This window comes from Salirhabdus sp. Marseille-P4669, from assembly GCF_900240405.1.
GTDB lineage: Bacteria > Bacillota > Bacilli > Bacillales > Alkalibacillaceae > OEQK01.
Genome location: NZ_OEQK01000001.1, coordinates 418,032 through 443,575, shown reverse-complemented (window position 1 = coordinate 443,575; position 25,544 = coordinate 418,032). Strand labels below are relative to the sequence as shown.

Below are 25,544 nucleotides of genomic sequence, written 5' to 3'. Positions count from 1 at the left end.
ACTTTTCAAATAATTTTACTTATTAGGATACACAAAAAGCAATATCATCATAATGTTCGTACCAGTTAAAATAAAAAACAAAAAAGCGTTTAAACCTGTATATTAGTGATTAAATTTCCTTGATAAGTTAATTTTAAAAGAGTACATATCTGACCGATAGAAAGCATTTTCATACTCCACAAAATTCCCATTAATATCCGTTAACCTTCTTTCAGCAATAAGCACATCTATGGAATGGTTTAAGTTCAGAAGTTTTGCTTGACTCTTTGGCATTTTCCCAGCTTTTATTACCTGCTCTGCTGAAAGAGCTTTAATTCCAATCTTATTTTCTAACAATTCATAGAAGGACTCCTTATTTAAATCGAACTCTATTAATTTTTTTCCTATTTCTATCGGATAGTAATGACTTTCAATTCCAATTGGGCTATTATTGGCATATCTTATTCGTTTAAAAAAGTAAGCCTTTTCTAATCCAATCTTGTTTCCTATTTGTGCTTCTACATTAACAATTTTACTTTCAACTAATCTTGCACCAGGTATCATTCCCATACGTACAATTGTCTCAGAAGTACTGCTGAGATTACCTAGCCAATCATCTATTGACTTTGGTGCAATAAAAGTTCCTTTACCAGGCTTTTTTTTCAAAACTCCATCCAGTACAAGTTGTCTAACCGCTTCTCTTACCGTGCTCCTGCTAACATGGTATTCTTCCATTAACTCTCTTTCACTTGGAATCTTTTCATAGTATGTACCCGAAAATATCTTCTGTTCAATCTCTTCTTTTAATTGAACATGTAAAGGTATTGAATTTGTATAATTTAAAGGCATAATTATCCCTACTTTAGGTGTATAGTATCTTTAATTTCTAATATTTTACCATAGAAAACAAAAGTTTTGGTAATAGCTAGTAACTTAAAACTTTTCATTAAAAAACTACAGCTCTTTTGTTAGGATAATACCTATCAATTAAGCTGTAGTAAGTTTTCGTCTAATTTATTACTTCTTACCTTCGTTTCTTAATTCTATTTCCCTTTGTTCAATCGCACCCAAAATAACAACTTTAACTTGATTTAGTTTGTCTTCTGATGCATCCTGCAGTATATACCTAGTAGCCTTTTTAATGGACTTAGGTAAATTGTCAAACTCATTATTTCCCATAGATAACATCCTTATAAATTCACTTGCTTAAATAACAAAATTTTCTGGTCTATCATGTTGTATACCAAAGTAATATAGAATTGCTTGTACAATTCGTGCTGAAGCACTACCATCTCCATAAGGGTTAGATGCTTTAGACATACTTTCATATACTCCTTCATCTGAAAGCAGCTCATTTGCAAGTGTATAGATCTTTTTTTCATCGGTTCCACTCAGCTTTAATGTACCGGCAGCAACCCCTTCAGGTCGCTCTGTTGTATCACGTAATACAAGAACTGGTACTCCAAGTGATGGCGCTTCCTCCTGAACGCCACCAGAGTCAGTTAAGATAATATGAGATCGATACGCCAAGTTATGAAAGTCAAATGCACCAAGAGGTTCAATCAAATGAATTCTAGGGTCATTACCTAGAACTTCATTAGCGATTTCACGTACTTTTGGATTCAAGTGCATAGGATATACAACTTGTACATCATTATACTCATCAACTAACCTTTTTACCGCCTTAAACATATTTCTCATCGGTTCACCTAAGTTTTCACGTCGATGCGCTGTAAGTAATATTAAGCGATCATCACCAATTTTTTCTAAAACTTCATTAGTATAATCTTCTTTTACAGTAGTTTTTAGTGCATCAATTGCTGTGTTTCCAGTAATGAAAATATCTTCTTTTGGCTTATTTTCATTTAAGAGATTCTCAGCAGATTTGCTTGTTGGTGAAAAATGTAAATCAGCAATTACACCAGTAATTTGACGGTTTACTTCTTCTGGGAATGGTGAATATTTATTCCATGTTCTAAGACCCGCTTCAACATGTCCAACCTTTATTTGATTGTAGAAGGCCGCTAAGCTAGCAACAAAAGTAGTGGTTGTATCACCGTGTACTAGAACGATATCTGGTTTTACTTCTTTCATTACATTATCCAATCCTTCTAGGGCGGCAGAAGTGATATGAGTTAATGTTTGGTTGCTTTTCATTATGTTTAGATCGTAATCAGGTTTCACACCAAAAATATCTAATACTTGATCCAACATTTCACGGTGCTGAGCGGTTACTGTAACGATTGATTCTATATGTTCAGATTTTTGTAATTCTAAAACTAGGGGGCACATTTTGATAGCCTCAGGTCGAGTTCCGAAAACGGTCATTACTTTGACTTTTTTCATGAATATACCTCACTTTAAATAATTATTTTTAGTATGTATAAATCGGTCAATATTTATAAATGTCCAATTAGTAAAATCCTAGCATGGAAAGAAAGTATTGTAAACATTTAGGACGTTTTGTCGAAAAGTTGTTCCATTTATTTTTTTATTATAAAGAACACCCCTATAATTTTTATAGAGGTGTATTGCTCTCATGATAATTATTATTATTTTCACTTTTTACAATATTTATATTCTCAATCTTTAAAAAGCCTTTTAACTCTTCTGTTAATATGAACATTACATTTCCTAGTTTAGCAGACTCTTGGTTCCCTTTAAAATAGGCTTTGTAAAGCAGAGTCTTAATATCTTCACATCTAGTTTTCATGAAATCACGGCCTGCTACATATACTAATTGATTCCTATATTAATAGTTTTTACGTCGATTGATTAAATTGAGAATCGGACGATAATTTTGACTGATTAATCCTGTTATTTCAACAATTAACTCAATTAAGGTAGCTAATAAAACAAAGAGTACCACAGATCCCCATAAAGTGGTTCTTGTAAAAATTATAGCAGCTAAACTAAATACAGCACTCATACCGTATAAAAGCAATACAGTTTGACGATGACTATATCCCAGTTTCAATAAACAATGATGTAAATGAAGCTTATCTGGTGCATATATTGGTTTTCGTTTCGTAATCCTTCTAATTACTGCAAATAACGTATCAACAAATGGCACACCCAGTATAACTATTGGGATAATAATTGAAAACACTGTTACATTTTTGAATAACCCTAAAATGGCTAAAATACTTATCATAAATCCTAAGAAGTTAGAACCTGTGTCACCTAAAAATATCTTAGCCGGGTAAAAGTTATACACAAGAAACCCAAGTATACTTCCAAGTAACATGAACCCAATTATTGCAATAAACATATTACCCATTGTAATGGCCATTACAGAAATAGTCGTTAGTGCAATGGCAGATACTCCGGAGGCTAGCCCATCCAAACCGTCTATAAAATTTATTGCATTTGTTACGAATAATACCCAAAGAATTGTAAGTGGTATTCCCCACAAACCTAATTCTATTCTTGCTCCAAATGGAATTGTGATAAAGTCAATTTGTATTCCACTTAACATAACTGTTAGAACAGCTAATAATTGGCCTATAAACTTTTGAAGTGGTGAAATCTGAAATACATCATCTATAAGTCCAACAATCATAATAATAGTTCCACCAATAAATAATGGCCATAAAACAGAACTATCAGGGTTATAAAGGAAAAGCCCTATAATAAAACTTATATATATTGCTAATCCACCAATGCGAGGCATTACTTTTTGATGAACCTTTCTTTCATTAGGTAGATCAACAGCATTTATTCTAAAAGCTAATTTTTTAATTAATGGCGTGATGAGGATGGAGATAATAAAACATATTGGTATTATGATATACTCCATTGTTAATCCTCCTATTTTTAGATCTAATAATAGTTACGAGTATAAAAATTATATTCTGGGGGTACACTACAAAATTTAACGACTATTCCGGTTAAAAGTTTCATAAAATTCTAGTTTTGTTGTAAATACTTTTACATCCTTTTAATTTTATTACATATTTTAATTTTAATCAATAAGAACAAGACGTGCAGTTATATTTAGGTTCTACCAATTTGCTCCCTAGGTAAATTTTTATTAAGTGAAAGTAGTAATCAATATCGCATCTGGTTTTACATTATTATATTAGGTATATCCTCTAACTTATCTTCTTATACCGGACTATTATTATTGGAATTCATTCATTTTGTTATCCTAAAAAAGAAGACTAGTTTAAAAAATTGTTAAACCAGTCTTTTTTCATACCTATTTATTTTGATGACTTTCATTTGTAACACGCTTTATTTTAAAAACTTTCCGAAATAAATTCAATACAGGTTGTTGACCATTTCCCACTAGTCCTACTAACTCCGCAATTAAATGAACAATAAAAAATATAATTGTTAAAATAACAATTGAAGAAGTAAAGGTAGAATTTGAAAATAATATTGCAAGAAGCCCGAAAACAGCACTAAAGGCATAAATGACTAATACTGCACCACGATGGCTTAATCCTGCATTTAATAACTGATAATGTAAATGCTTTTTATCTGGTTCCATAATACCATGACCAGTTCTTGCCCTTCTTAATATTGCAAAGGCTGTATCAAATATCGGTATTGCCAAAATAATTATTGGAATAATAAAACTAAAAAGTGCTACATTTTTAAACAAACCTAACATTGATACTACAGATATAGAGTATCCAAGAAATAAGGAACCTGAGTCTCCCATAAAAATTTTTGCTGGATAAAAATTATGAATTAAAAACCCTAAATTACTACCTATTAACACTATACAAATGTAAACAACAGCTGCACGATAGTCTAAAATAGCCATAACCAATATACTTGTGAGTGCTATACTTGAAACCCCTGCAGCTAAACCATCTAATCCATCAATTAAGTTTATTGCATTCGTAACACCAATTATCCAAATAATTGTTATTATATAGCTAAAGTTATCTAAATAAACGACTCCAACGAATGGAAGTGTTATTTTTTCAATAATTAAACCTGAGGAGATTACAAGTATAGCTGCTAATAATTGGCCAATTAGCTTATAAAGAGGTCTTATTTGATAAATATCATCTAAAACACCTGTAATTACAATAATTACAGCACCAATTACAAGTTCAGTAATGTGTTCGTGATTTGGTTGAATAACCATAAGGGCAATAGCTGCACCAATAAAGATAGCTAAGCCCCCTAAACGAGGCTGTATACCCACATGGATTTTTCGTTGATCCGGGTGGTCTACTGCTCCTACCTTAATTGCAAGTATTTTTACAAGTGGTGTAATACTTACCGTTATAAAAAAAGAAATTACAAAAGCCGTTACGATTAAATATATAGCCATAAGAGCACCTACTCTAAATTACTAAATGGAAATATAAACACTTCTTAAATAGTATCACATTCTTATTGTGCTGAAAATCAATAATTGTATTTTAAGTTTAAGAAAATGGATTAAATTACTAACTAAGTTTATTTGAAAAATATTAGAATAAATAATTTTAATAAAAATAGAAACCCAAATCACCTTAGATGATTTGAGTTCCAATTATTATCTGTTATATCTATTTTGATAAGCTTCTTGGGCTAACATGATTCCAATAGAATTATTTTCACTCCAAATAGAAATAAAATTCTTTAAAGGTACTGGCCTAGGACCTACATGTGGTGAAATTTCTGGAGTAAATCCTGGTTTCTTTTCTTCTAATAAAAACCAATCCGTATAACCACCGCCACTTGGGTTTGGTCCTGGAAACACTAAAGAATATCCAGTTTTAGCTTTTATCATTTCTGCAATTCTTCTGGCTGTCCGTTTTAGTTCACCAGAAAGTTTATAATCCCAATAAAGAATTTCTCCGGAGGAATGATATGCAACAGCAGTTTTAAAATCATGCTTTTTTGTAAAATTATATATTGCTTTTGTCTCAGGCTCACTCAATGGACTTGGTCCCTTATAATTCATATGACTTGGTTTGCCTGGATCAAATAATATAGTCTCCCATCCAGCAGGGTACTGTCTATTAAGATCTACACCTCTAATATTGGCTTTCCATGACGAGAAATTCAAACTCCCCCCATTAATCCTTATAACTTCTTGAGGATTTTTAGCACTACTTGCCCCTTTTTGTACTAATGTAACTCCATCGGGATTAACCATTGGAACAAACCAAATAGACGTTTGATTCAATATACTTCGAACATCAAAACTATCTACTTTACTGTTTTTAACATACGCTTGACTATAAGTATCTACCATTTCCATTAATAGATTAGTAGTTAACCACTCTCTAGCATGATGTGCACCATTTAGAAATATTTCTGTCTGTCCTTTACCTAATTTAATTGCATAAATATTTCTTCCATCAACCGACTTACCTATTACTTCCCATTTTATAAAGTCGGGATATGCTTTTGAAAGTTCAATTATATCTGTGCCTAAATTTTCATAAGTATACTCTAAATGAGGGTTTACAAGGTCCTTTGCTACCATTACTTTCGCTTTTACCTTACCCTTTGCGACATATCCATACCTACCAGCGATATTTACTTCATACCAATTTCCATAATCTCTAACTACAGGATAAGTTTTTCCTTTTTCTAGTGTTGCAAATGAAACAAGATTTGAACCAGTATTATCATAAATATTTACTGATGCCGTCGGTGTTAAAGTTCCATTACTATAATTGGAAACTATCTTATTTCGGTATGTTGCTGAATTTATTGGTTCTGTACTCAACTCCCATACATAACCATAATAATCACCAAATTTTATACGATGCCAATTCCCATAGTCACTAACTCTTTCAAATACTTGGCCCTTTTTTAAAGTTCCAACTTGAACAAGCTTCCCACTTCGGTTGTCAAAAATAGGTAATTCTTGAACTTTAACTTTAAAATATTTAGTATCAACTGTGAATGCCATATTTACGTCTGATTTATGAATATATCCTACTTTATTAGCAACTAGTATTCTATACCAGTTTCCATAGTCACTTACAATAGGGTATTCTTTACCAGACACTATTTGTGCGAATTTAACTAAGTTTCCCGATGTATTATCAAAAACATTAGCATCAGTAACCGTAACAAAACTACCGTAGTTGTCTTTATAGTTTGAATTCAAATTTGGTATTTGGTTTTTAAAACTAGGTAAAGTGCCAGACTTATGAACATAACCATAGTAATTACCAAAATCAATTCGATGCCAGTTCCCATAATCACTTACACGCTCATAAACTTGACCTTTTGTCAATTCACCAATCTTTTCGAGTGATCCACTTCGATTATCATAGACAGTAAGGTTATCTTTGGTAACCTCAAAGTATTTTGATTCTACTGAAAAATAACCAGTAATATCTGTTTTTTGAATATAACCTACTCGTTCAGCAACTATAATACGATACCAGTTTCCATAATCTGAAACTATTGGATACTTTTCACCTTTTTCAATGGTTGCAAAAGGCACTAAATTCTTTCCAGTATTATCATAAACAATAGCATTTTCTTTTGCTAAAAATTGTTCTTTACTATTCTCAAAGCTGGAATTAATATTCTTAATAAACCTACTATTAGATGGTATAGTACTGCCTTCCCATACATATCCATAGGAATCCCCAAATTGGATTCTATGCCAATTCCCATAATCACTTACACGAGGATATACTTGCCCTTTATTTAATGTCCCTATTTTTACTAGTTTCCCCGTACTATTATCATAGACTGGTAAGTCATCTTGCAATACTTCAAAATATTGGGTATGGTTTGTAAATAAACGAGTTACCGCCGTTTTATGTACATATCCCACTCTATTGGCAACTAAGATTCGGTACCAATTTCCATAATCTGAAACAATTTCATGCTCTTGACCTTTTTCAAGCTCTGCAAACGGGATTAAATCCCCAGAAGTATTATCATAAACAATAACATCTTCATCTGCTCTAAACTTTTCTTTTGAGATTTCGAATGTACTATTTATATTTTGAATATCATTTTTGTAACCAGGTACTGTGTTATGTTTATAAACATAACCATAATGAGAACCAAATTGAATTCGATGCCAATTCCCGTAATCACTTACAATAGTATAGGTTTGACCTTTTATTAATCTTCCGATTGGTAATAGACCTTTACCACGATTATCATAAACAATAGTTTTATCGTTTATAACTCGAAAATGACCATCATAGTTAGCAGATTTATTAATACTTTTATCAGCACTTACTACATTACTATTTACAGCACTCATTACAAATAAACTTACAAACAAAAAAAATAATACCCAAAACCTAGTTTTATCTCTCTTAAATAAAGTCCTAATATTTTCCACCCCCTCAAGATATTATACTATCATATTCGACATATTTCGAACACTATTAAAGAACAAAATTTTCCATAATTACCTACCTCCCTAACAAATTAGTAGTGAAAAAACAACAAAGTGTTATAAAAGGTTTTGAATCCCCCTTTACAACACTTTGTTCTTAAAAATTAATAACCACAAAATCTTCTAGCTGTTGAGCAATATTTACGATTTTAACATCCCAAGCTTCATCTGTTGCATATTGATGAATATTATTATTGTATCTCATATTGAAAATAGTAAATTGCTTATAAACTGAATCATACACGTAATGATCCTTTATCCAGACTGCACCATTTATTATACCGGCCCTTTTTCCTTCAAACTCATTTGCGCATTCACTAGGACATGCATCAAATGCACCAATACCATAGTAGTTATATTTATTTGATACAATGCTAGAATTACCATAGGCTGTTTCATGAGCTGCATGAGCAACTAAATATATTGCATTTAAGCCCGTTTTCGCTTGTGCATCTAGAAATGCTTGTCCCATACCATACATATAGCTTTCTGGCCCAGTTTTACTAGCTATGAATCTATTTATTTGCTCAGCAGTAATTGTAGATTTACTATTTAATGGAGTAAATAGACCAATTCTATTAGCAGTATTATTATAAAATTCCGTCTCATACTGAGATAGATTGGTACCTATTCCACCACCCCAAATCCATCCTATTCTATTATCATCTGTCTTTATCTTAAACCAATCCTCAAATGCTTGATCCTCAAGATACACATAATCCAATACCTTAATACTAGTATCTGACTCAATATATCCTATTTGTTTTGCATTATTTGAAGCTGATTCTCTAAGGTTTCTATCATATTTTACGTACCATTTGTTGTCGTATGAGTAGTCAATTTTATCTTTATGAATCCAACCAACTAACCCTGTTTCTGTTTGTATTTTAGCTGCATATTTATATTCCTCAATTACTTGTACAGAGTCTCCATAATAAAGTGTAGCAATTTCATCCTGTCTAGTATAGATTGATAAGTCGCTAAAAGATTCATAGACTTGTAACTTAGGTACAATTACATTTAAGCCAGTTTCAACGTTATTTTTATTGACAAAACCTACACGACCATTGTAAATAATACCCCACCAATTACCATAGTCAAAAGCTATTGGATAGATAATTCCTTCTTCTAGTTCTCCAAATGGAACTAACTCACCACTGCTATTGTCAAATACCTCCACGTTTGTTTGGGTTAATATTTTCTTACTATTTGTTGTACTATATTCTGTATTTAAGTTTTCAATTGAAAACTTTACTCCATATTCCGTCCCTGATTTATGGACATATCCATATATGTCACCAAATTGAATTCGCCACCAGTTTCCGTAATCACTTACAATTGGATATGTTTGATCCTTACGGAGTTCTCCTATTTTCTTCAAACTACTTCCTCGATTGTCATAAACCGGTAAATCCTTTGAAGTTACTTTGAAAAACTTATCTCCTGGCAAGAAATTATGTTTGACGTTTTCTTTTAAAACATACCCTTCTCTACCTGCCACAACTACTGTCCACCAGTTTCCATAATCTTTAACTTTTGGATAAGACTTTCCTTCTTTTAAAGTCGCAAATTGTACTAATTTTCCTGAGGTATTGTCGTAAACTGGCGTGTTTACTAAAGGCGTAATTTCTCGCTGTAAAACCTCATAGTTATTAGCTATATTTTTCAAACTATTACCTGAGACACTTTCTGTATCCTTACTATAGACATATCCAGTAATATTACCAAACTGAATTTTGTGCCAGTTTGGACCATAATCACTTATTCTTGGATACACTTGGCCTTTCGTTAATGTACCTACTTCAATTAACTCTCCACTCCGATTATCATAAATCGATAAATCACCAGTTAAGACCCTGAAAAATCTATCTTCTGAAATAAAATTTCTTTTAACGGCGTCTTTATGAACATATCCTACACGATCGGATAATAAAACTCTCCACCAGTTTCCATAATCACTTACAATTGGATATTCAGTTCCTTTTGTCAATTCACCAAATGGAACTAGTTTTCCTGATGTATTATCATAAACGGTTATATCCTCAATCGGTGTAAATGTTCGTTCCGTATTACTATAAGTTTTATTTTCATTCTTTAGAGCTTGTCCAGTTGCCCCTTCTGTATCATTTGCATAAACATATCCATAAATATTTCCAAACTGAATTTTATGCCAGTTCGGGCCATAGTCACTTATTCTCGGATATACTTGACCTTTCTTCAATTCTCCAACCTTTACCAGACTACCTGAACGATTATCATAGACTGGTAGGTTAGCGGTACTAACCTTAAAATATTTATCTGATGTTTTGAAGTTTACTTGTACAGCATCTTTATGAACATATCCTACGCGATCGGATAATAAAACCCTCCACCAGTTTCCATAATCACTTACGATTGGATATTCAGTTCCTTTATTAATAACACCGAAAGGTACTAACTCAGTTGATGTATTATCATATACTACTACATCTTCTAATGCTGTGAAGTTTCTTTCTTGACTGGAATAATTCGTATTTTCATTTTTTAGTGTACCTCCATCAACAGGTGATGTACTAGGTGCATAGACATATCCATAAATGTCTCCATACTGGATTTTGTGCCAATTATCTCCGTAATCACTTACTCTTGGATACACTTGATCCTTCGTTAATTGACCAACCTCTACTAATTCACCAGTTCTATTATCGTAGACTGGTAGATTTTCCTCATTTACCTTGAAATACTTTGACAAGGTTGTTGACCAATCAGCAACTTTAGTCTTTTGTGTTTCTACTAGTTTATAATCATTAGATTCTGTTTTAGTATTCAATCTTACATTTTTTTTTAAATCATTAACTTCCTCTTTTTCAATTTCTACTTCTTCTACTTTTGAGTCCTGATATTCATTTGAACTTTCATTTTCATCTGAAATTTCTGGATTAAGTACATTTTCATCTAAATAATAAGCTACATTTCCGATATATAATTTTTTAATTCCTCGTTCGCCTTCTACTACCGGATATGTAGTCTCTTCAAGAAAGGTTATATTTGAATCTCCATCTATAACAGACTGATTTTTGGTTATTACTACATCTGTCGTATATACAGTACTATAATCTTGATATATAGGAGGTTCAGTAGTAGTATCATCCCAAATTTTTAACTTGTCTTTTTCTACCTCAATTTTCTCTTTGCCATACTGAATACTAATAAATTCTGAGTTTTCATCTTGCTCCAAGCCGTACAGATAAGTACCCGAATCTATTTCTATTTCGTTAATACTTATTTGATTTATAGTTTCATATAATTTATGTGAACTATCAATGTTGGAGCTAGTTGTTTGTCCTAAAGCTGTAATAGGTTGAAAAAATAGCGAAAAAATTAGTGTGAATAATAATAATAAAGAACTTGTAGATTTATATCGATTTTTAAACATTTATGACTCCTTTCTTGTAGAAATACTTCATTTTTAAGTATATATTGTTTAAATTTGAAATTCAATATAAGAAAATAAAAACAATTTTTATAGATTATAGTATAGTTTTTTTTAATAGAAAGGAAAAATACCCTATCAATAATTAAGATAGGGTATTTTCACAAAATTATTTAAGCAAATCAAAAGATGTTTTAATATAAGAGTTACTTCCGTTATTCTCCACTATTAAAGTATACGTATTTAGCTTTTCTAAATTTTTTGTTTGGTTATTATATTCAAAAAACCAACTTTTATAAATAGGATCTTCATCCCCGAACACACTATTTATTTCTATATTTGTATTATCTATACCAGTTATTCTCATTTCCATAACTGTTTCACCATTTTTTTGTAGTAATACTTTATTTTCTTCATTATTTATTTTCGGTATTACGTTAGGCGCTAAGTGCCATAATAATTTATAATTATGATCATTTTTAGATGTGATATTATCATTGACTTCTATTAGCTGATTTATTTTGTCATAAGTGACACTTCTTTTGTGTTTTACCCCTTCATAACGCTCATTTACCCCAGTAACACTTGGTAAATTTTCATTACTTAAGTCATATTCTTCAATATAGGTGCTATTAAATTTACCATCTACCCTAGGTAAACCCTCATCATCTACTATCAAAGTGTTATGCGCATACGATGAATATGCATACTTAGTAGTTTGTTCTGTTAATAAATAACTATATGGTCCAGATTCTGTTATAATATCCTCATTATTATATATCCAAAGACTTAGATCATCAGAGTGTTTATGGTAGTCCGTATGGTAAGCAGCAGTGAAAAACATATAAGTCCCATCACCAGTATTTGACCATTTGTCTCGGAAAATTGCATAACCTGCATCCTCGTAAACTTTGTTTGTCACCTTAGGTTGTAAACCCTTTTCATGTTCTCCTTTAGTTGATGCATATAAATAATAAGGATCATCTTGCCACATATACTTTGATGGATTTTTTTTATGCACATACGTGTCACCTATTAATGGCCAATTACCATCTGGTTTTATTACGTGAGTAGCATAATCTACCATATTATGATATTTATTAAAAAACTTGTTTGCTATATCATTATCCCCGAATTCTTGGATTGTAGTTGCATATGACCTGATTGCACCAGCAATTACTTCATGATAACTAGGTGAATGTTCTAAGTGTACATAATCCTCAGAAATCAATGAGTCAAAGTAATTTTCAAGTCTTTGAACTGCAAGTTGGTAGTATTCATCAAGAACCTCTATATCATAGAAATATTTACTATAAACAATTAATGCCTCATCTTGAAACATACCATGATTAGTATTCAATGAGTAAAAGTTATCACTTGCCAATAACTCTGCATGCTGAAGCATAATAATAAAAAGTTCTGATTTTTGAGTTTGAGTAAGAACGTCATTGCCAGCATCAAATAAGTTTACCATTGCTGATAATCTTCTTGCTGTTCCTTCATCGTGCCATGCCATATAATGTTTCGGATTTTCATACGGATTATTGATTTTCCAATCCTGTATAATTTCATATCCTTTTTCGATGTAACTACTATTATTTGTCATTCTATAGGCTTCTGCTAAATCATTGATAAAAAACATACCATGCAGTTGTCTTAAAAAGGAATTTTGATCTTCTTCTTTTACTCCTTCACCACTCACCCAATTAATACCGTTTGTATAATCCATAGGACAGTCATTTTTAATCGGGTCTCTACAATAATCCGGAAATAGAATTTTATTTTCTAAAATTAAATCTGCTGCACTTATGGTTTCATTTATTTCAGTATTTTTATTGTCATTCACAAAAGGCGAATCAAATAAATGCTGTTTTATTACTTCTATGTTTTTATTTTCATCATTATTAAAATTGTAATCTGCGGTATCTATCACATAGTTATTATCAATATAGACAGTTTTACCTGCAATCATTGTTTTAATCCATTGTTCACTTTGATTATTAAAAATAGGTATTTGTTGTGCACCAGTTATTGTCGCAACCGGATTTTTTGAATTCTGTTCTTTGTAAAGCTTAGTTTCTTTAATGGTAGACACAAACTTAATTGGAGTTTCATTTGTAAATGATTCTGTATTGTTCGGAATTGTCGCTTCCTTCCATACGTATCCAATATCGTCACCAAAACTCACTTTATACCAGTTCCCATAATCCTCATAGACTTCAAAAATATGCCCTTTCAAAAGGGTGGCAATGGGTGTCAACTCTCCACTTTTTTTAACTAACAGTGAAGTATCTTGCATAGTTTTAAATGCTTGTACATCATTTTTAAAGATATTAGCATTATTTTTACTTATATAACCAACTCGGTCACTATACACAATACCCCACCAATTGCCATAGTCAAAAGCTATTGGATAGATAGTTCCTTCTTCTAGCTCTCCAAATGGAACTAACTCACCACCGCTATTGTCAAATACCTCCACGTTTGTTTGGGTTAATATCTTCTTACTATTTGATGTACTATATTCTGTATTTAAGTTTTCAATTGAAGACTTTACTCCATATTCCGTCCCTGATTTATGGACATATCCATATATGTCACCAAATTGAATTCGCCACCAGTTTCCGTAATCACTTACAATTGGATATGTTTGACCCTTACGGAGTTCTCCTATTTTCTTCAAACTACTTCCTTGATTGTCATAAACCGGTAAATCCTTTGAAGTTACTTTGAAAAACTTATCTCCTGGCAAGAAATTATGTTTGACGTTTTCTTTTAAAACATAACCTTCTCTACCTGCCACAACTACTGTCCACCAGTTTCCATAGTCTTTAACTTTTGGATAAGACTTTCCTTCTTTTAAAGTCGCAAATTGCACTAATTTTCCTGAGGTATTGTCGTAAACTGGCGTGTTTACTAAAGGCGTAATTTCTCGCTGTAAGGCCTCATAGTTATTAGCTATATTTTTCAAACTATTACCTGAGACACTTTCTGTATCCTTACTATAGACATATCCAGTAATATTACCAAACTGAATTTTGTGCCAGTTTGGACCATAATCGCTTATTCTTGGATACACTTGGCCTTTCGTTAATGTACCTACTTCAATTAACTCTCCACTCCGATTATCATAAATCGATAAATCACCAGTTAAGACCCTGAAAAATCTATCTTCTGAAATAAAATTTCTTTTAACGGCGTCTTTATGAACATATCCTACACGATCGGATAATAAAACTCTCCACCAGTTTCCATAATCACTTACAATTGGATATTCCGTTCCTTTTGTCAATTCACCAAATGGAACTAGTCTTCCTGATGTATTATCATAAACCGTTATATCCTCAATCGGTGTAAATGTTCGTTCCGTATTACTATAAGTTTTATTTTCATTCTTTAGAGCTTGTCCAGTTGCCCCTTCTGTATCATCTGCATAAACATATCCATAAATATTTCCAAACTGAATTTTATGCCAGTTCGGGCCATAGTCACTTATTCTCGGATATACTTGACCTTTCGTCAATTCTCCAACCTTTACCAGACTACCTGAACGATTATCATAGACTGGTAGGTTATCGGTACTAACCTTAAAATATTTATCTGATGTTTTGAAGTTTACTTGTACAGCATCTTTATGAACATATCCTACGCGATCGGATAATAAAACCCTCCACCAGTTTCCATAATCACTTACGATTGGATATTCAGTTCCTTTATTAATAACTCCGAAAGGTACTAACTCAGTTGATGTATTATCATATACTACTACATCTTCTAATGCTGTGAAGTTTCTTTCTTGACTGGAATAATTCGTATTTTCATTTTTTAGTGTACCTTCATCAGCAGGTGATGTACTAGGTGCATAGACATATCCATAAATATCTCCATATTGGATTTTGTGCCAATTAGCTCCGTAATCACTTACTCTTGGATACACTTGATCCTTCGTTAATTGGCCAACCTCTACTAATTCACCAGTTCTATTATCGTAGACTGGTAGATTTTCCTCATTAACCTTGAAATACTTTGACGAAGATACAGCCCACGAACTATCAGGCTGTTTTTCTACGCTTGTATCCCCTACTATTACTTCAGGCGTTGGATACATTATAGAAACAAATAAGGTTATTATTATTAATAAAAGATTTGAAACCTTTCCCACAATACTATTCATATATTCTCCTACCTTATTTCTCTTTTTACTTTTCTATTAAAGAATAGAATCTATTAATAGGATATTCATTATAATGATAACATGAAATTCCACTAAACTTCTAAAGGAATTGTTTTCTCTATTGGAATTTTGAGGGGAATGCATATAAAATGTATTAAGTAATTTAAAAAGATTCTTTTTCGGCATTAACTTCTCCGATAAAGAATCTTTAATAGAATACTAACTAGACTAAAGAATATATGCTCATATTTTCTAGTTTTATTTCACCCTTTGAACCATTTATCGGTATAACTTTTATTGCTATTTTAAAATTTGCTGCTTCTTTTGGCGGCTTAAACTGACAAGTGTATTGCTTGCTTTTGGTTGAAAACACAAATGGTATCGATTTGTTGTATATACGCTTTTCCTTATCGTAACACATAAAAAATAATACTATCTTTTGTTTTTCATTTCTTGAAGTAGCATCAAAAATAACTTTGTATTCCTTGAAATTACCCAAAGAAGTTAATTCTTCATATTTATTTTTAGGTGGCTCTGTGAACTTTCCACCTATCGTTTGTATATAAAGATTGTTTTCGCCAAAATTGTTCTTGTATCTAATTAATAATTTATTTTTCTTTACTTTCATTGATATTTCCTTGTTTGAAGTTTGCATGTTGAAATCAATGAAGTTGATATTTCTTTTAGATACAATTTTGGTAGCTGGTAGATTAATTTCAACTTTTCTTGAAAGGTCGTTTTCACCTATCCATTTATTAGACAAAAGCAGAGATACAGTGTATAAATTCCAAACAAGAATATCAATTTCCGGTTTGTTAATATACCTATCGCTACTAAACACTAATTCAACTTCATTTTTATCCACTATATGAAATAAGCGGTCATTTGTACTGCTAAAGATTTCTTCCATCATGGCATCTTTCATATCTGTTAAGGTTGCTCTCCTCCAATTAAAGGAACCTTTTGATTGTTGTTTTGCAGTAATTGGTGCACGTTTCTCCCACTGCTTTTCACTACCGGATATTGGACCATTCGATTCAAATTTCCATCGATCCGCATAAAATGGTACATCTACAAGACTGGGTGCTATCCTTAATAAAATATTATAGATGACCTCGTCATTTAGTAAAAACTTGGAAGGGACTTTTGACAAAATTTTATTTAATCTAGAGTCAAAAAATGGTTGATACAGGTAATAATTATAATTGAAACCTGTACGAGCTGCGGATGACCATCTACCCGTTCTATATGTAACAAAATATCTTGTCATAATATCTTCGGGTGGTATTTGGTTAGACATTTCCAGCCACTCATTTAAATCCTGTTCATAATAATTTTGGAATTCTTTATTCATAAATTTCTTATAAGGGTTTAGTTTTTCAAATAGCAATGTTTCTAAACCTTTATGATCATGTCGGGTGACAATTCTATTATAACCACCTCTTAAATGTTCACCACCATGGCCACCTAGAATCACCTTTTCTGGATTAAATGTATAACTACCGGTTACATTTTCGTAAGCTGTCAACATTCCATCTGTTAGACTAAGAATATTTGTCGCCCTTTTTAATATATCCTGTACTACTACATCCGATTTGTCCGCCTCAGCTGAAGGCCGTGTGACATAGTGTTCCAAACCAAGTTCATTAGCTATTCTTTTACCTACAATAACATCTGGATGCTCATCGTATCCGTGTGTATAGGTTTTAAAATTTGCATTTAAATAGCTTAAAGCAGCTACACTTAAACGGCTATCTTTTCCCCCAGTTATTGCCGCATTTATTGCTAAACCCTGATCTAAAATTACCTTAAAACCATTAATAAATTCTCTCGTAATCTGATCATACAATTCGTCGGATGGCTGATTAAATACAAATGAATTACTATTTATATCGTCAATAACCTTAGTAATTGTTTTATCAGGCGTAGAAATGACTGTTGAATTGGGAGCTAGAACATTAACATTCCTATAAGGCGTTAAATCTGAATTATGGTAACCGTTATGTATAAATGGAACAAGGTTTTTTATTTCATAATCAGGTGTATTCCTGTCACTTTCAACAAGGTGTAACAATAAAGCCCTATTACTTATAAAAAAGTATTTTTCATTTTCTGCCCAATATAATGGTTCTACCCTTGTGATTGTGTTCCAACCCTGCATATAATTCCCATTACTATTTGCAAAAACACCTGTAAATAAACCGTTTAAATTAGAAAAGAGGTTATTATTCTTTTCAGCATTAGAGGAACTTTGAAGTTTATGGAAAACTTCGCTAACAGGGCTACTTGCATAACCGGATAAAGCAAATGCCGCAGTTGTATCATACACAAAATTCTCAGTAGGCTCATTTGTCCAATATGCTATAAGTATATCTTTATTTGCAGATTCCCAGATTGCTTTTGACTGTTCCACTCCTAATATTGTTGCCGCAGTCCTCTCTATCTTTTCTTTAAACAAATCATTTAGAATTACATTTCTTTTGCAATGTATACCAAGATAAGTATGCATAAGTTGTAATCTCCTTGCTTCAATAGTATAGAAGGTATCCGTATACCGAATACCTTCTTTGTTTTAATTCTACAATTAACTAACAATTCCCTTTATTAGCTGGTCCCATTTATCACACAGTTTATATTTCTCATAGTTATTTACAATAAATTCTCTTGCATCTTCTCTCCATTTAGCTTGCTCTTCAACTGATAACGAATTTAGCTTGATAATTAAATCAACAGCCTCATCTGTTTCGTGATAAATATATTTATCCTCATAAATATATTTGGATCCATCCCAGTCTCTAATAACTGGAATTGTTCTAGCAGCCATCCCTTCTGCAACTGCTAGATGAAAACTTTCAAAATCACTTGGGGATAAAACAAAATTTATTTTTTGATACCATTCACTAATGTCTCCCCAACCTTCAAAGATTACAGAGTTTTTCCATGGACTCGAATTAATCTTTGTGAAAATTTCAGTATAATATTCACGTTCAGCAGTTCTAGCCCAGAGCCAATTATATTCATTAGGTAGCTTGCCCTTTACATATAGCTTATATCTATTATCCTGTTTCCATAGTTTTTCAAATATATCTATTGCTAAATCTAATCTTTTTCTGCTAGGACATATCCCCTGCATACCTAAATTAAATTTTGAATCCGGTAATTTGGGTTTATCTAATAATTCTGTGTCTACTAGATTCTCAATAATTGTTGCTTTATGTTCAGGGATAAATGGAAATTCCTCAAATATGTCGTTTTTGATACCTTGAGCAATAAATACAATTTGATCAACAGAAGACCATTTTGTTTCTTTGGGGTATTCAGTATTTTTTTCTTGTAGGTGCATTCTAATAATCATTTTTTGGTCTTTCCTTAATCGATTTGAATACCAAACTGCATTCCCTAAGCCCCACTCAGCAACTACCACATCAGCCCAATCTAAACATTCTAAACTGTGTTGCTCATCATGGGAGTTATGTCCATTCCATTGATCAATTTTCACAATATAATCTTTATGGGCTGTAAAATAATCAATTAACATTTTTGCAAATTTTAAATCATGTCCAGCGAATAATAAGTGAACTTTATCAAAATATCGATCCTCAATATGCTTAAAACTCTCTACTTCATTCGCGATATTTTTTAGCTTTGGAATTAAGTATTCTGCTACTTTTTCAAAAGTGTGATTTTCACTTACTCTATTAACAGTTTCTGCTGCTTTTTTATAAACTCCGTTATCAGCAAAAGCTAACTTAACCTTTTCTTCAAATTCTTCTTCTGTATTAGCATACAATGGATAATCTTGTCCATAAATGCTTTCATGAAGTGAATTCCGATTAAAAATTACGGGTTTACCATTAATACCAAATTCCAACACCTTTGTAGAAAGCTCTTTACTATCATCTAATGCTTCATGACGCCACGAAACGCCTAGATCACTTCTTTGAATTTCTTCTTGCACTTCTTTCCTAGTAAGTCCCTTTTTCCACTGTACTCTATTCGATTCTGTCAAGACTCTTTCCACATTATATCGATAATTATATTGATATGGATAATTATGAAATTTGTCTCCTATAACAACAAATTTAAGATTAATACCATTTATCTTATTTGTTATTTTGAACATATCAGGGACTTTCCATAGCGGGGAAAATTTACCGGCATATATCAATGTATTACTTCTATTTGTAAAATTATAATCGCCAAGTTTGTTATTAGGAATCATAGGAGGTAAATATAAAAACTTACCATCTTCCTCCACACCTAAGATGTCCTTAAAATAATTTATTAACTCCTTGGTTTGACCTGCTAGCGCAGCACTGTTTTGATACATAGTTGTTAAATAAATTATGTCTTCTTTTGTTACATCTTCCTCTTGCTGAGGAAAATCCGTAATGTAATATACAGTCTTATGCGAAACTTTATAGACCTGAGAGATTTCTTTCGACAGATTATAGCCTCTAATGATAATTAAATCATAATTATTAATACTATCTAAGAAATCTATAGTCTCTGCAGCTATAGTGTAAGACAAAAACTTGGTTAGTTTTTTCTTTAATTTATTATTTTGTTTTATGCTTTCATCTGTATATGGATCAATTATATTAATATTGTCATATTCAAAAAGGTTGTTAATAACAGTCTTTCTCATAATTGGATACTTTAATAAAACATTAACCGTTATATCCTTATATTGCGCTAAAGTTTCTGAAATAGATGTTAGCCATATGGATGATCCATCAATAATATTTGCGTTTACATCTCCGTATACTAATACATTTAAACCTGTCCGTTCCAAAGGGGAACCCCCTCTCTATAGATCTACATCCTCTTTGTTAAAAACAGTATCATTATTTGTACCTCTTACAAAATTGAAAATGTCTATTGAGAAGAGGCGAAGTCCAAATTGACTTAAATCTTTGAGTATATATTTTTTGTTTAAAATATCATTTAATTTAATACCGAAACCGTTAAGAACATCTAGTTTGACTAGGAAAGCATCATCGACAAGAGAATCTGTATATACATATTGCAAATTTTCTTCATTAGTTTTAACAACATTATTCTCTATAGTAAAATATGACCCTTTACCAATAACATCTGCTTCGGAATATTTATATCCATTAACTATATCTGTAATAAAGTTTTGCCCATAATAATGTTCCTGGCTCATTCTTCCCACAACATCGTATTTTTCCGAGAAGTTCTTTAAATCCTCTTTTGAAAATAAATCATCATTATCTTCATACGCATTAATAATAGAAACATTGGATTCTTCAGTTATAACCTCATTCGAAAAATTAATTAATAAAAGATTTTTATTAACATATTTTTGGTTATTAAAAGAATCTTTTATTTTTTTCGCTTCATCAGCTGTATGAACTTTCCCCATAATTAAAACATTTATATTATAAGGTTTCTCGATCTTAAATCCTGCACTAGTCGCAACTTTGTATAATCTATGGGCATATGTGTGGTTATTTAATACTGTGCGTATTCCTTTAAGTTCGTTTTTCTTTCTCAAAGCATTATCATTAATAATTTTACCAATGATCTCTTCATTATCGTCGTTTTCATGCACTTGAGGAATAATATCACCAAAAAGCTTTTCTATTCCAACTGAATCTGTGCTTAAGACCGAAGTTCCACATGCAAGAAGCTCATAAACTCTTCTAGAAAACATTGTAGGTGAATTTTTTACGGAATTTACATTTAAGAATAATTTATATTGTTTATATGCATTAACTAGTTCTGTATATGGAAGTGATCCTTTTATATTTTCATGAAATTTCTCTGGATATTGCATATGTGGATTAACATTGTCTTTACTAAAGTTTCGATCAAAAATGACTAAACCGTACCTTTGTGAAGCTTCTAACATTTTCTCTTGTTCTATTCTGCGTTGCTCATGACGGTTCGCATAATAGGAACCCGCAAAGCATATATTATTTTCTTTATAATTTGGAACTTTTATAGGGTTATGAATTTTAGGTTGTGCTGCAAAAGATAGTGAGAATACATTATCATTACCTGTTACCTCTTTATATCTTTCTACACAGTTCTCGTCCGATGTATAAATAAAATCAAACTTACTTGCAGTATCTATAAAACGTTCAAAGTGAATTGGATCCTCTTTATTCCAAAAAATAGTCGGAATATTATTTTGCTTGCACCACTTTAATAACTCATCTAATTCTGATCCCTGATCTATGTTGTATTTTGCAATCTTATATTGCCAAGCCCCTCCGTTACCCTGCCAAGCTGATTCTACAAGTAACATGTGTGGTAATTCCGTCTTTAAAACTTCAAACCAATTCTCTGGCTTAAAACTAATTAGATTTGCATCATATTTAAATGCTTGATAAGAAAAATCATCTAAAATACATGCAATTCTTAACTCTTTAAGATTTTTAGGATTATTATAGAGACCCATTAAAAATAACTCATTAACTTTTTTGTTAATGAATTTTTCCTTATCGACAATAAACTTGTCGGAAAGTGAAGGTACTTCACTCATACTAAATGGCAGTTTGACTTTACTTTTATTATATTTTCTTTTTTTCTTTGTTACTTTTCTTTTGAATGCACCGCCTACAGCCTTTGTTACATTAAATAATTCTTTTGGTAAACTTGTAGGCTTACTAACACCTTTCTTTAAACGTTTAGACACATACAAAGGAAAGGACTGTTCAAGTACAGTGACCCTATTTTGTAAATAGTTAATATTTTTTTCTCTTTCAGTTAAAGCTTTTTGAACGATTCTTTCATATTTCTGAACTCTCTCTAAAAGTTCTTTTTCGTTGTGCTTTGTAAGAACCAGTTCTTTATTTAATTTAGATCTTTCATTAATTAAAAACTGTAATATTTCTTCTCTGTTTTGCAAAGTAATTAATGGATCAATATGATCTAACTTCTTATGTAAATTATCGATACGTTCTAATACAGTCTGTAATGTTTTTTCACTTTCCATAATAATCCCTCCTTTTACTCATATTTCCTAACTTTTTTACGTAATAATTCTAAAACATCCTCTTTTAAATCATTTCTTTTTAAAGCCATTTCAATTGTAGCTTCTATAAAACCGTATTTATTTCCTACATCATATCTTTCGCCTTCCATATTCAAACCAAAAATAGAAGAAGTTTGATTGATTTTATGTAGTGCATCTGTAAGCTGATATTCACCACCAGTACCTGGCTCTATGCTTTCTAAAACATCAAATACGTCTGGTGTTAATATATATCTACCCATAATTGCATAATTTGATGGGGCTTCTTCAGCTGATGGTTTTTCAATCAAGCCGTTCAAACGCATTAACTCGTAGCCATCTATTTTTTCACTAGATTTGATATCAATAATTCCATATTTATCAGTCTCAGAAGTCTCTACTGGTTTTACACCTACTATAGGAGCTTCTACATATTTGTAACTATTTATCAACTGTCTTAAGGCGGGAGTTTTGTTGGAATTAAACATGATATCATCTCCAAGTAATACCCCAAAAGGTTCATTACCAACAAAACTTTTAGCACAAAGAATAGCATGACCTAATCCTAATGGTTCTTTCTGTCTAATATAGTGTATATTTGCTAATTGTGAAATTTCTTGGACTTGTTCAAGAAGCTCCGCCTTCCTTTTAGATGCTAGAACCTCTTCAAGTTCATAAGATTTATCAAAATGATCCTCTATAGCTCTTTTTCCCCGACCGCTAATAATGATAATGTCTTTTATACCTGATTGAACCGCTTCCTCAACTATATATTGAATCGTTGGTTTGTCTACTATTGGTAGCATTTCCTTTGGTTGTGCTTTTGTTGCTGGAAGGAATCTCGTACCGAGTCCCGCAGCAGGTATTATCGCTTTTGTTATTTCCATTTTTATTCATCCTTTGTAGCAATTTAATAATTTGTAAGGAGTAAAATCCCCATGACAATTACAGGTATCAACACTATTATGTTTTTAAATAAATTCAAGCTCAACTTAATACGATTTCTTTTGGGACTTTTTTCAACATGGTGGCTTACTTGTTTGCCCAACATTTCATTTTTATGAGCCAGTTTATCCTTATTTGATAATTTATTAAACCACTGAGTAAATGCTTGATAATTTTCAACAACCTCAGTTGAATCTCCCATTTCTTTCACTTCTCCATAATGCAACCAAATGACTCTGTCACAGAATTCTTTCATTTGACTAGCAGAATGGCTGATAAAAACAATCGTCTTTCCTTGCTTTTTGAAATCTTCCATTTTATTTAAACACTTTTGTGCAAATGTTGAATCACCTACGGATAATGCCTCATCTATAATTAAAATATCCGGATCTGTATGAACTGATATAGCAAATCCAAGACGTGATTTCATTCCACTTGAATAATCTTTCACCGGTTGATGTATATATTGCCCAATATCTGCAAAATCAATTATATCAGGAGTAACCTCTTTAATTTTCTCCTTTGACAATCCGTGCATCATACATTTTAATTCAATATTCTCCATTCCCGTTAAACTCCCATTCAACCCCGCGGATATTGCAATTAATGATGTTTCTCCATTAATTTTCACACTTCCTCTGGTAGGTTGAATAACACCAGCAAGAATATTAGAAACAGTTGATTTACCCGAACCATTTAAACCCACTATTCCCATTGTCTCACCTTCATGTATTTCAAAGGAAACTTCTCTTAGAGCTAAAAATTCCTTGCCTTTCTTTTTGGACATGGCAAATAAGTTTAATATTTTTTCGGATTTTTTTGCATGGAGTTCAAAAGATTTATAAACATTTTTAAAACTTACTTTCGTTTTCATAATTAAAGCTCCTTACATATATTCCATGAAGTTCTTTCGGAATTTCATATGGACTTTTGCCCCAAAATACAAAAATGCAAATGTTAACGTCCAAAAATACCCCATATAAATTAAATCTTCAAAAAACCAACCTCCACCTAGAATAGAATCTCTAAATCCCTCAATTATATAAAATAAGGGATTTAACTTTAGAATATTTTCAATTAAAGGACCGTACTTAGTGAAGCTTTCAGTGATTAAACTTGTATTCCATAATATCGGTGATACATATAATAGCATTCTCATCAGGGATTGGAGAGCCATTTGATAATCTCGTATTAAAGTTGCAATAGTAGAACTTAGTAAAGAAAAAGCAAATAAAAATGCATACAAACAAAATAAATAATAGATAAATTGTAGGTTATAAATCGTAGGTTCTAATCCGTAAAAAATACAAATAACTAATAGTATCACTAACATCACCAGAAATTGAATACTATTACCAATTATTCGAATTGTTGGTAATAAACTTACTGGGAAGTTCATTTTAGAAACTAATCCAACTTTCTGGTAAATACTATTTGATGCTTGAATAATAGATGGACTAATAAAAAACCAAGGTATTAACCCAATTATTAACCAAAGGAAGAAAGGAGTACCATCAACTGGTGCTCCTCCCCTAATCGTACCGAATACAAACCAATATATGGCTACCTGTATAGCGGGATTTAAAAATTGCCAAAGAGATCCCAAATAATGTATTTGGTACATTCCTTTGTTTTCAAATGTTGCCATTCGATATATCAAATCTCTATACTCAAATTGTTCTTTTATAACTTGCCTCAATGATTTTAACATTTTAGA

The 25,544-nt window shown here is 31.6% G+C and carries 14 protein-coding genes; all 14 read right to left on the bottom strand.

Annotated elements, in window-relative coordinates; translation table 11 throughout:
- Nucleotides 1–102: 102 nt before the first annotated feature.
- The gene (locus C1A05_RS01960) at nucleotides 103–828 is read right to left on the bottom strand and encodes a GntR family transcriptional regulator (RefSeq protein WP_200816459.1); all 726 of its coding nucleotides are present in this window, start codon (nucleotides 826–828) and stop codon (nucleotides 103–105) included.
- A gap of 168 nt (nucleotides 829–996) precedes the next feature.
- Nucleotides 997–1,158 (bottom strand): hypothetical protein, encoded by a 162-nt coding sequence (locus C1A05_RS18145; protein ID WP_200816458.1) that lies wholly within the window; start codon nucleotides 1,156–1,158, stop codon nucleotides 997–999.
- 27 nt (nucleotides 1,159–1,185) lie between these two features.
- Nucleotides 1,186–2,325, bottom strand: coding sequence for a non-hydrolyzing UDP-N-acetylglucosamine 2-epimerase (wecB, locus tag C1A05_RS01955; protein ID WP_102026486.1), 1,140 nt, complete (start codon nucleotides 2,323–2,325; stop codon nucleotides 1,186–1,188).
- A gap of 406 nt (nucleotides 2,326–2,731) precedes the next feature.
- The gene (locus C1A05_RS01945; protein ID WP_102026484.1) at nucleotides 2,732–3,778 is read right to left on the bottom strand and encodes an MraY family glycosyltransferase; all 1,047 of its coding nucleotides are present in this window, start codon (nucleotides 3,776–3,778) and stop codon (nucleotides 2,732–2,734) included.
- 402 nt (nucleotides 3,779–4,180) lie between these two features.
- Nucleotides 4,181–5,272 (bottom strand): glycosyltransferase family 4 protein, encoded by a 1,092-nt coding sequence (locus tag C1A05_RS01940; protein WP_102026483.1) that lies wholly within the window; start codon nucleotides 5,270–5,272, stop codon nucleotides 4,181–4,183.
- Between the two features lie 207 nt (nucleotides 5,273–5,479).
- Complete coding sequence (locus C1A05_RS01935; RefSeq protein ID WP_145997277.1) at nucleotides 5,480–8,173, bottom strand: M14 family metallopeptidase; 2,694 nt, start codon at nucleotides 8,171–8,173, stop codon at nucleotides 5,480–5,482.
- Nucleotides 8,174–8,408: 235 nt separating this feature from the next.
- The gene (locus C1A05_RS01930; protein WP_102026481.1) at nucleotides 8,409–11,726 is read right to left on the bottom strand and encodes an SH3 domain-containing protein; all 3,318 of its coding nucleotides are present in this window, start codon (nucleotides 11,724–11,726) and stop codon (nucleotides 8,409–8,411) included.
- A gap of 166 nt (nucleotides 11,727–11,892) precedes the next feature.
- Nucleotides 11,893–15,897, bottom strand: coding sequence for an alginate lyase family protein (locus C1A05_RS01925; RefSeq protein ID WP_102026480.1), 4,005 nt, complete (start codon nucleotides 15,895–15,897; stop codon nucleotides 11,893–11,895).
- A gap of 223 nt (nucleotides 15,898–16,120) precedes the next feature.
- Nucleotides 16,121–18,406 (bottom strand): asparagine synthase-related protein, encoded by a 2,286-nt coding sequence (locus C1A05_RS01920; protein ID WP_102026479.1) that lies wholly within the window; start codon nucleotides 18,404–18,406, stop codon nucleotides 16,121–16,123.
- Between the two features lie 75 nt (nucleotides 18,407–18,481).
- Nucleotides 18,482–20,692, bottom strand: coding sequence for a glycosyltransferase family 4 protein (locus C1A05_RS01915; RefSeq protein ID WP_102026478.1), 2,211 nt, complete (start codon nucleotides 20,690–20,692; stop codon nucleotides 18,482–18,484).
- 15 nt (nucleotides 20,693–20,707) lie between these two features.
- The gene (locus tag C1A05_RS01910; protein WP_102026477.1) at nucleotides 20,708–22,864 is read right to left on the bottom strand and encodes a CgeB family protein; all 2,157 of its coding nucleotides are present in this window, start codon (nucleotides 22,862–22,864) and stop codon (nucleotides 20,708–20,710) included.
- A 14-nt stretch (nucleotides 22,865–22,878) separates the two neighbouring features.
- Nucleotides 22,879–23,769: a UTP--glucose-1-phosphate uridylyltransferase GalU gene (gene galU, locus C1A05_RS01905; RefSeq protein ID WP_102026476.1), complete on the bottom strand. Its 891-nt coding sequence runs from the start codon at nucleotides 23,767–23,769 to the stop codon at nucleotides 22,879–22,881.
- 23 nt (nucleotides 23,770–23,792) lie between these two features.
- Complete coding sequence (locus C1A05_RS01900) at nucleotides 23,793–24,701, bottom strand: ABC transporter ATP-binding protein (protein WP_102026475.1); 909 nt, start codon at nucleotides 24,699–24,701, stop codon at nucleotides 23,793–23,795.
- A 12-nt stretch (nucleotides 24,702–24,713) separates the two neighbouring features.
- Complete coding sequence (locus tag C1A05_RS01895) at nucleotides 24,714–25,538, bottom strand: ABC transporter permease (RefSeq protein WP_102026474.1); 825 nt, start codon at nucleotides 25,536–25,538, stop codon at nucleotides 24,714–24,716.
- Nucleotides 25,539–25,544 lie beyond the last annotated feature (6 nt).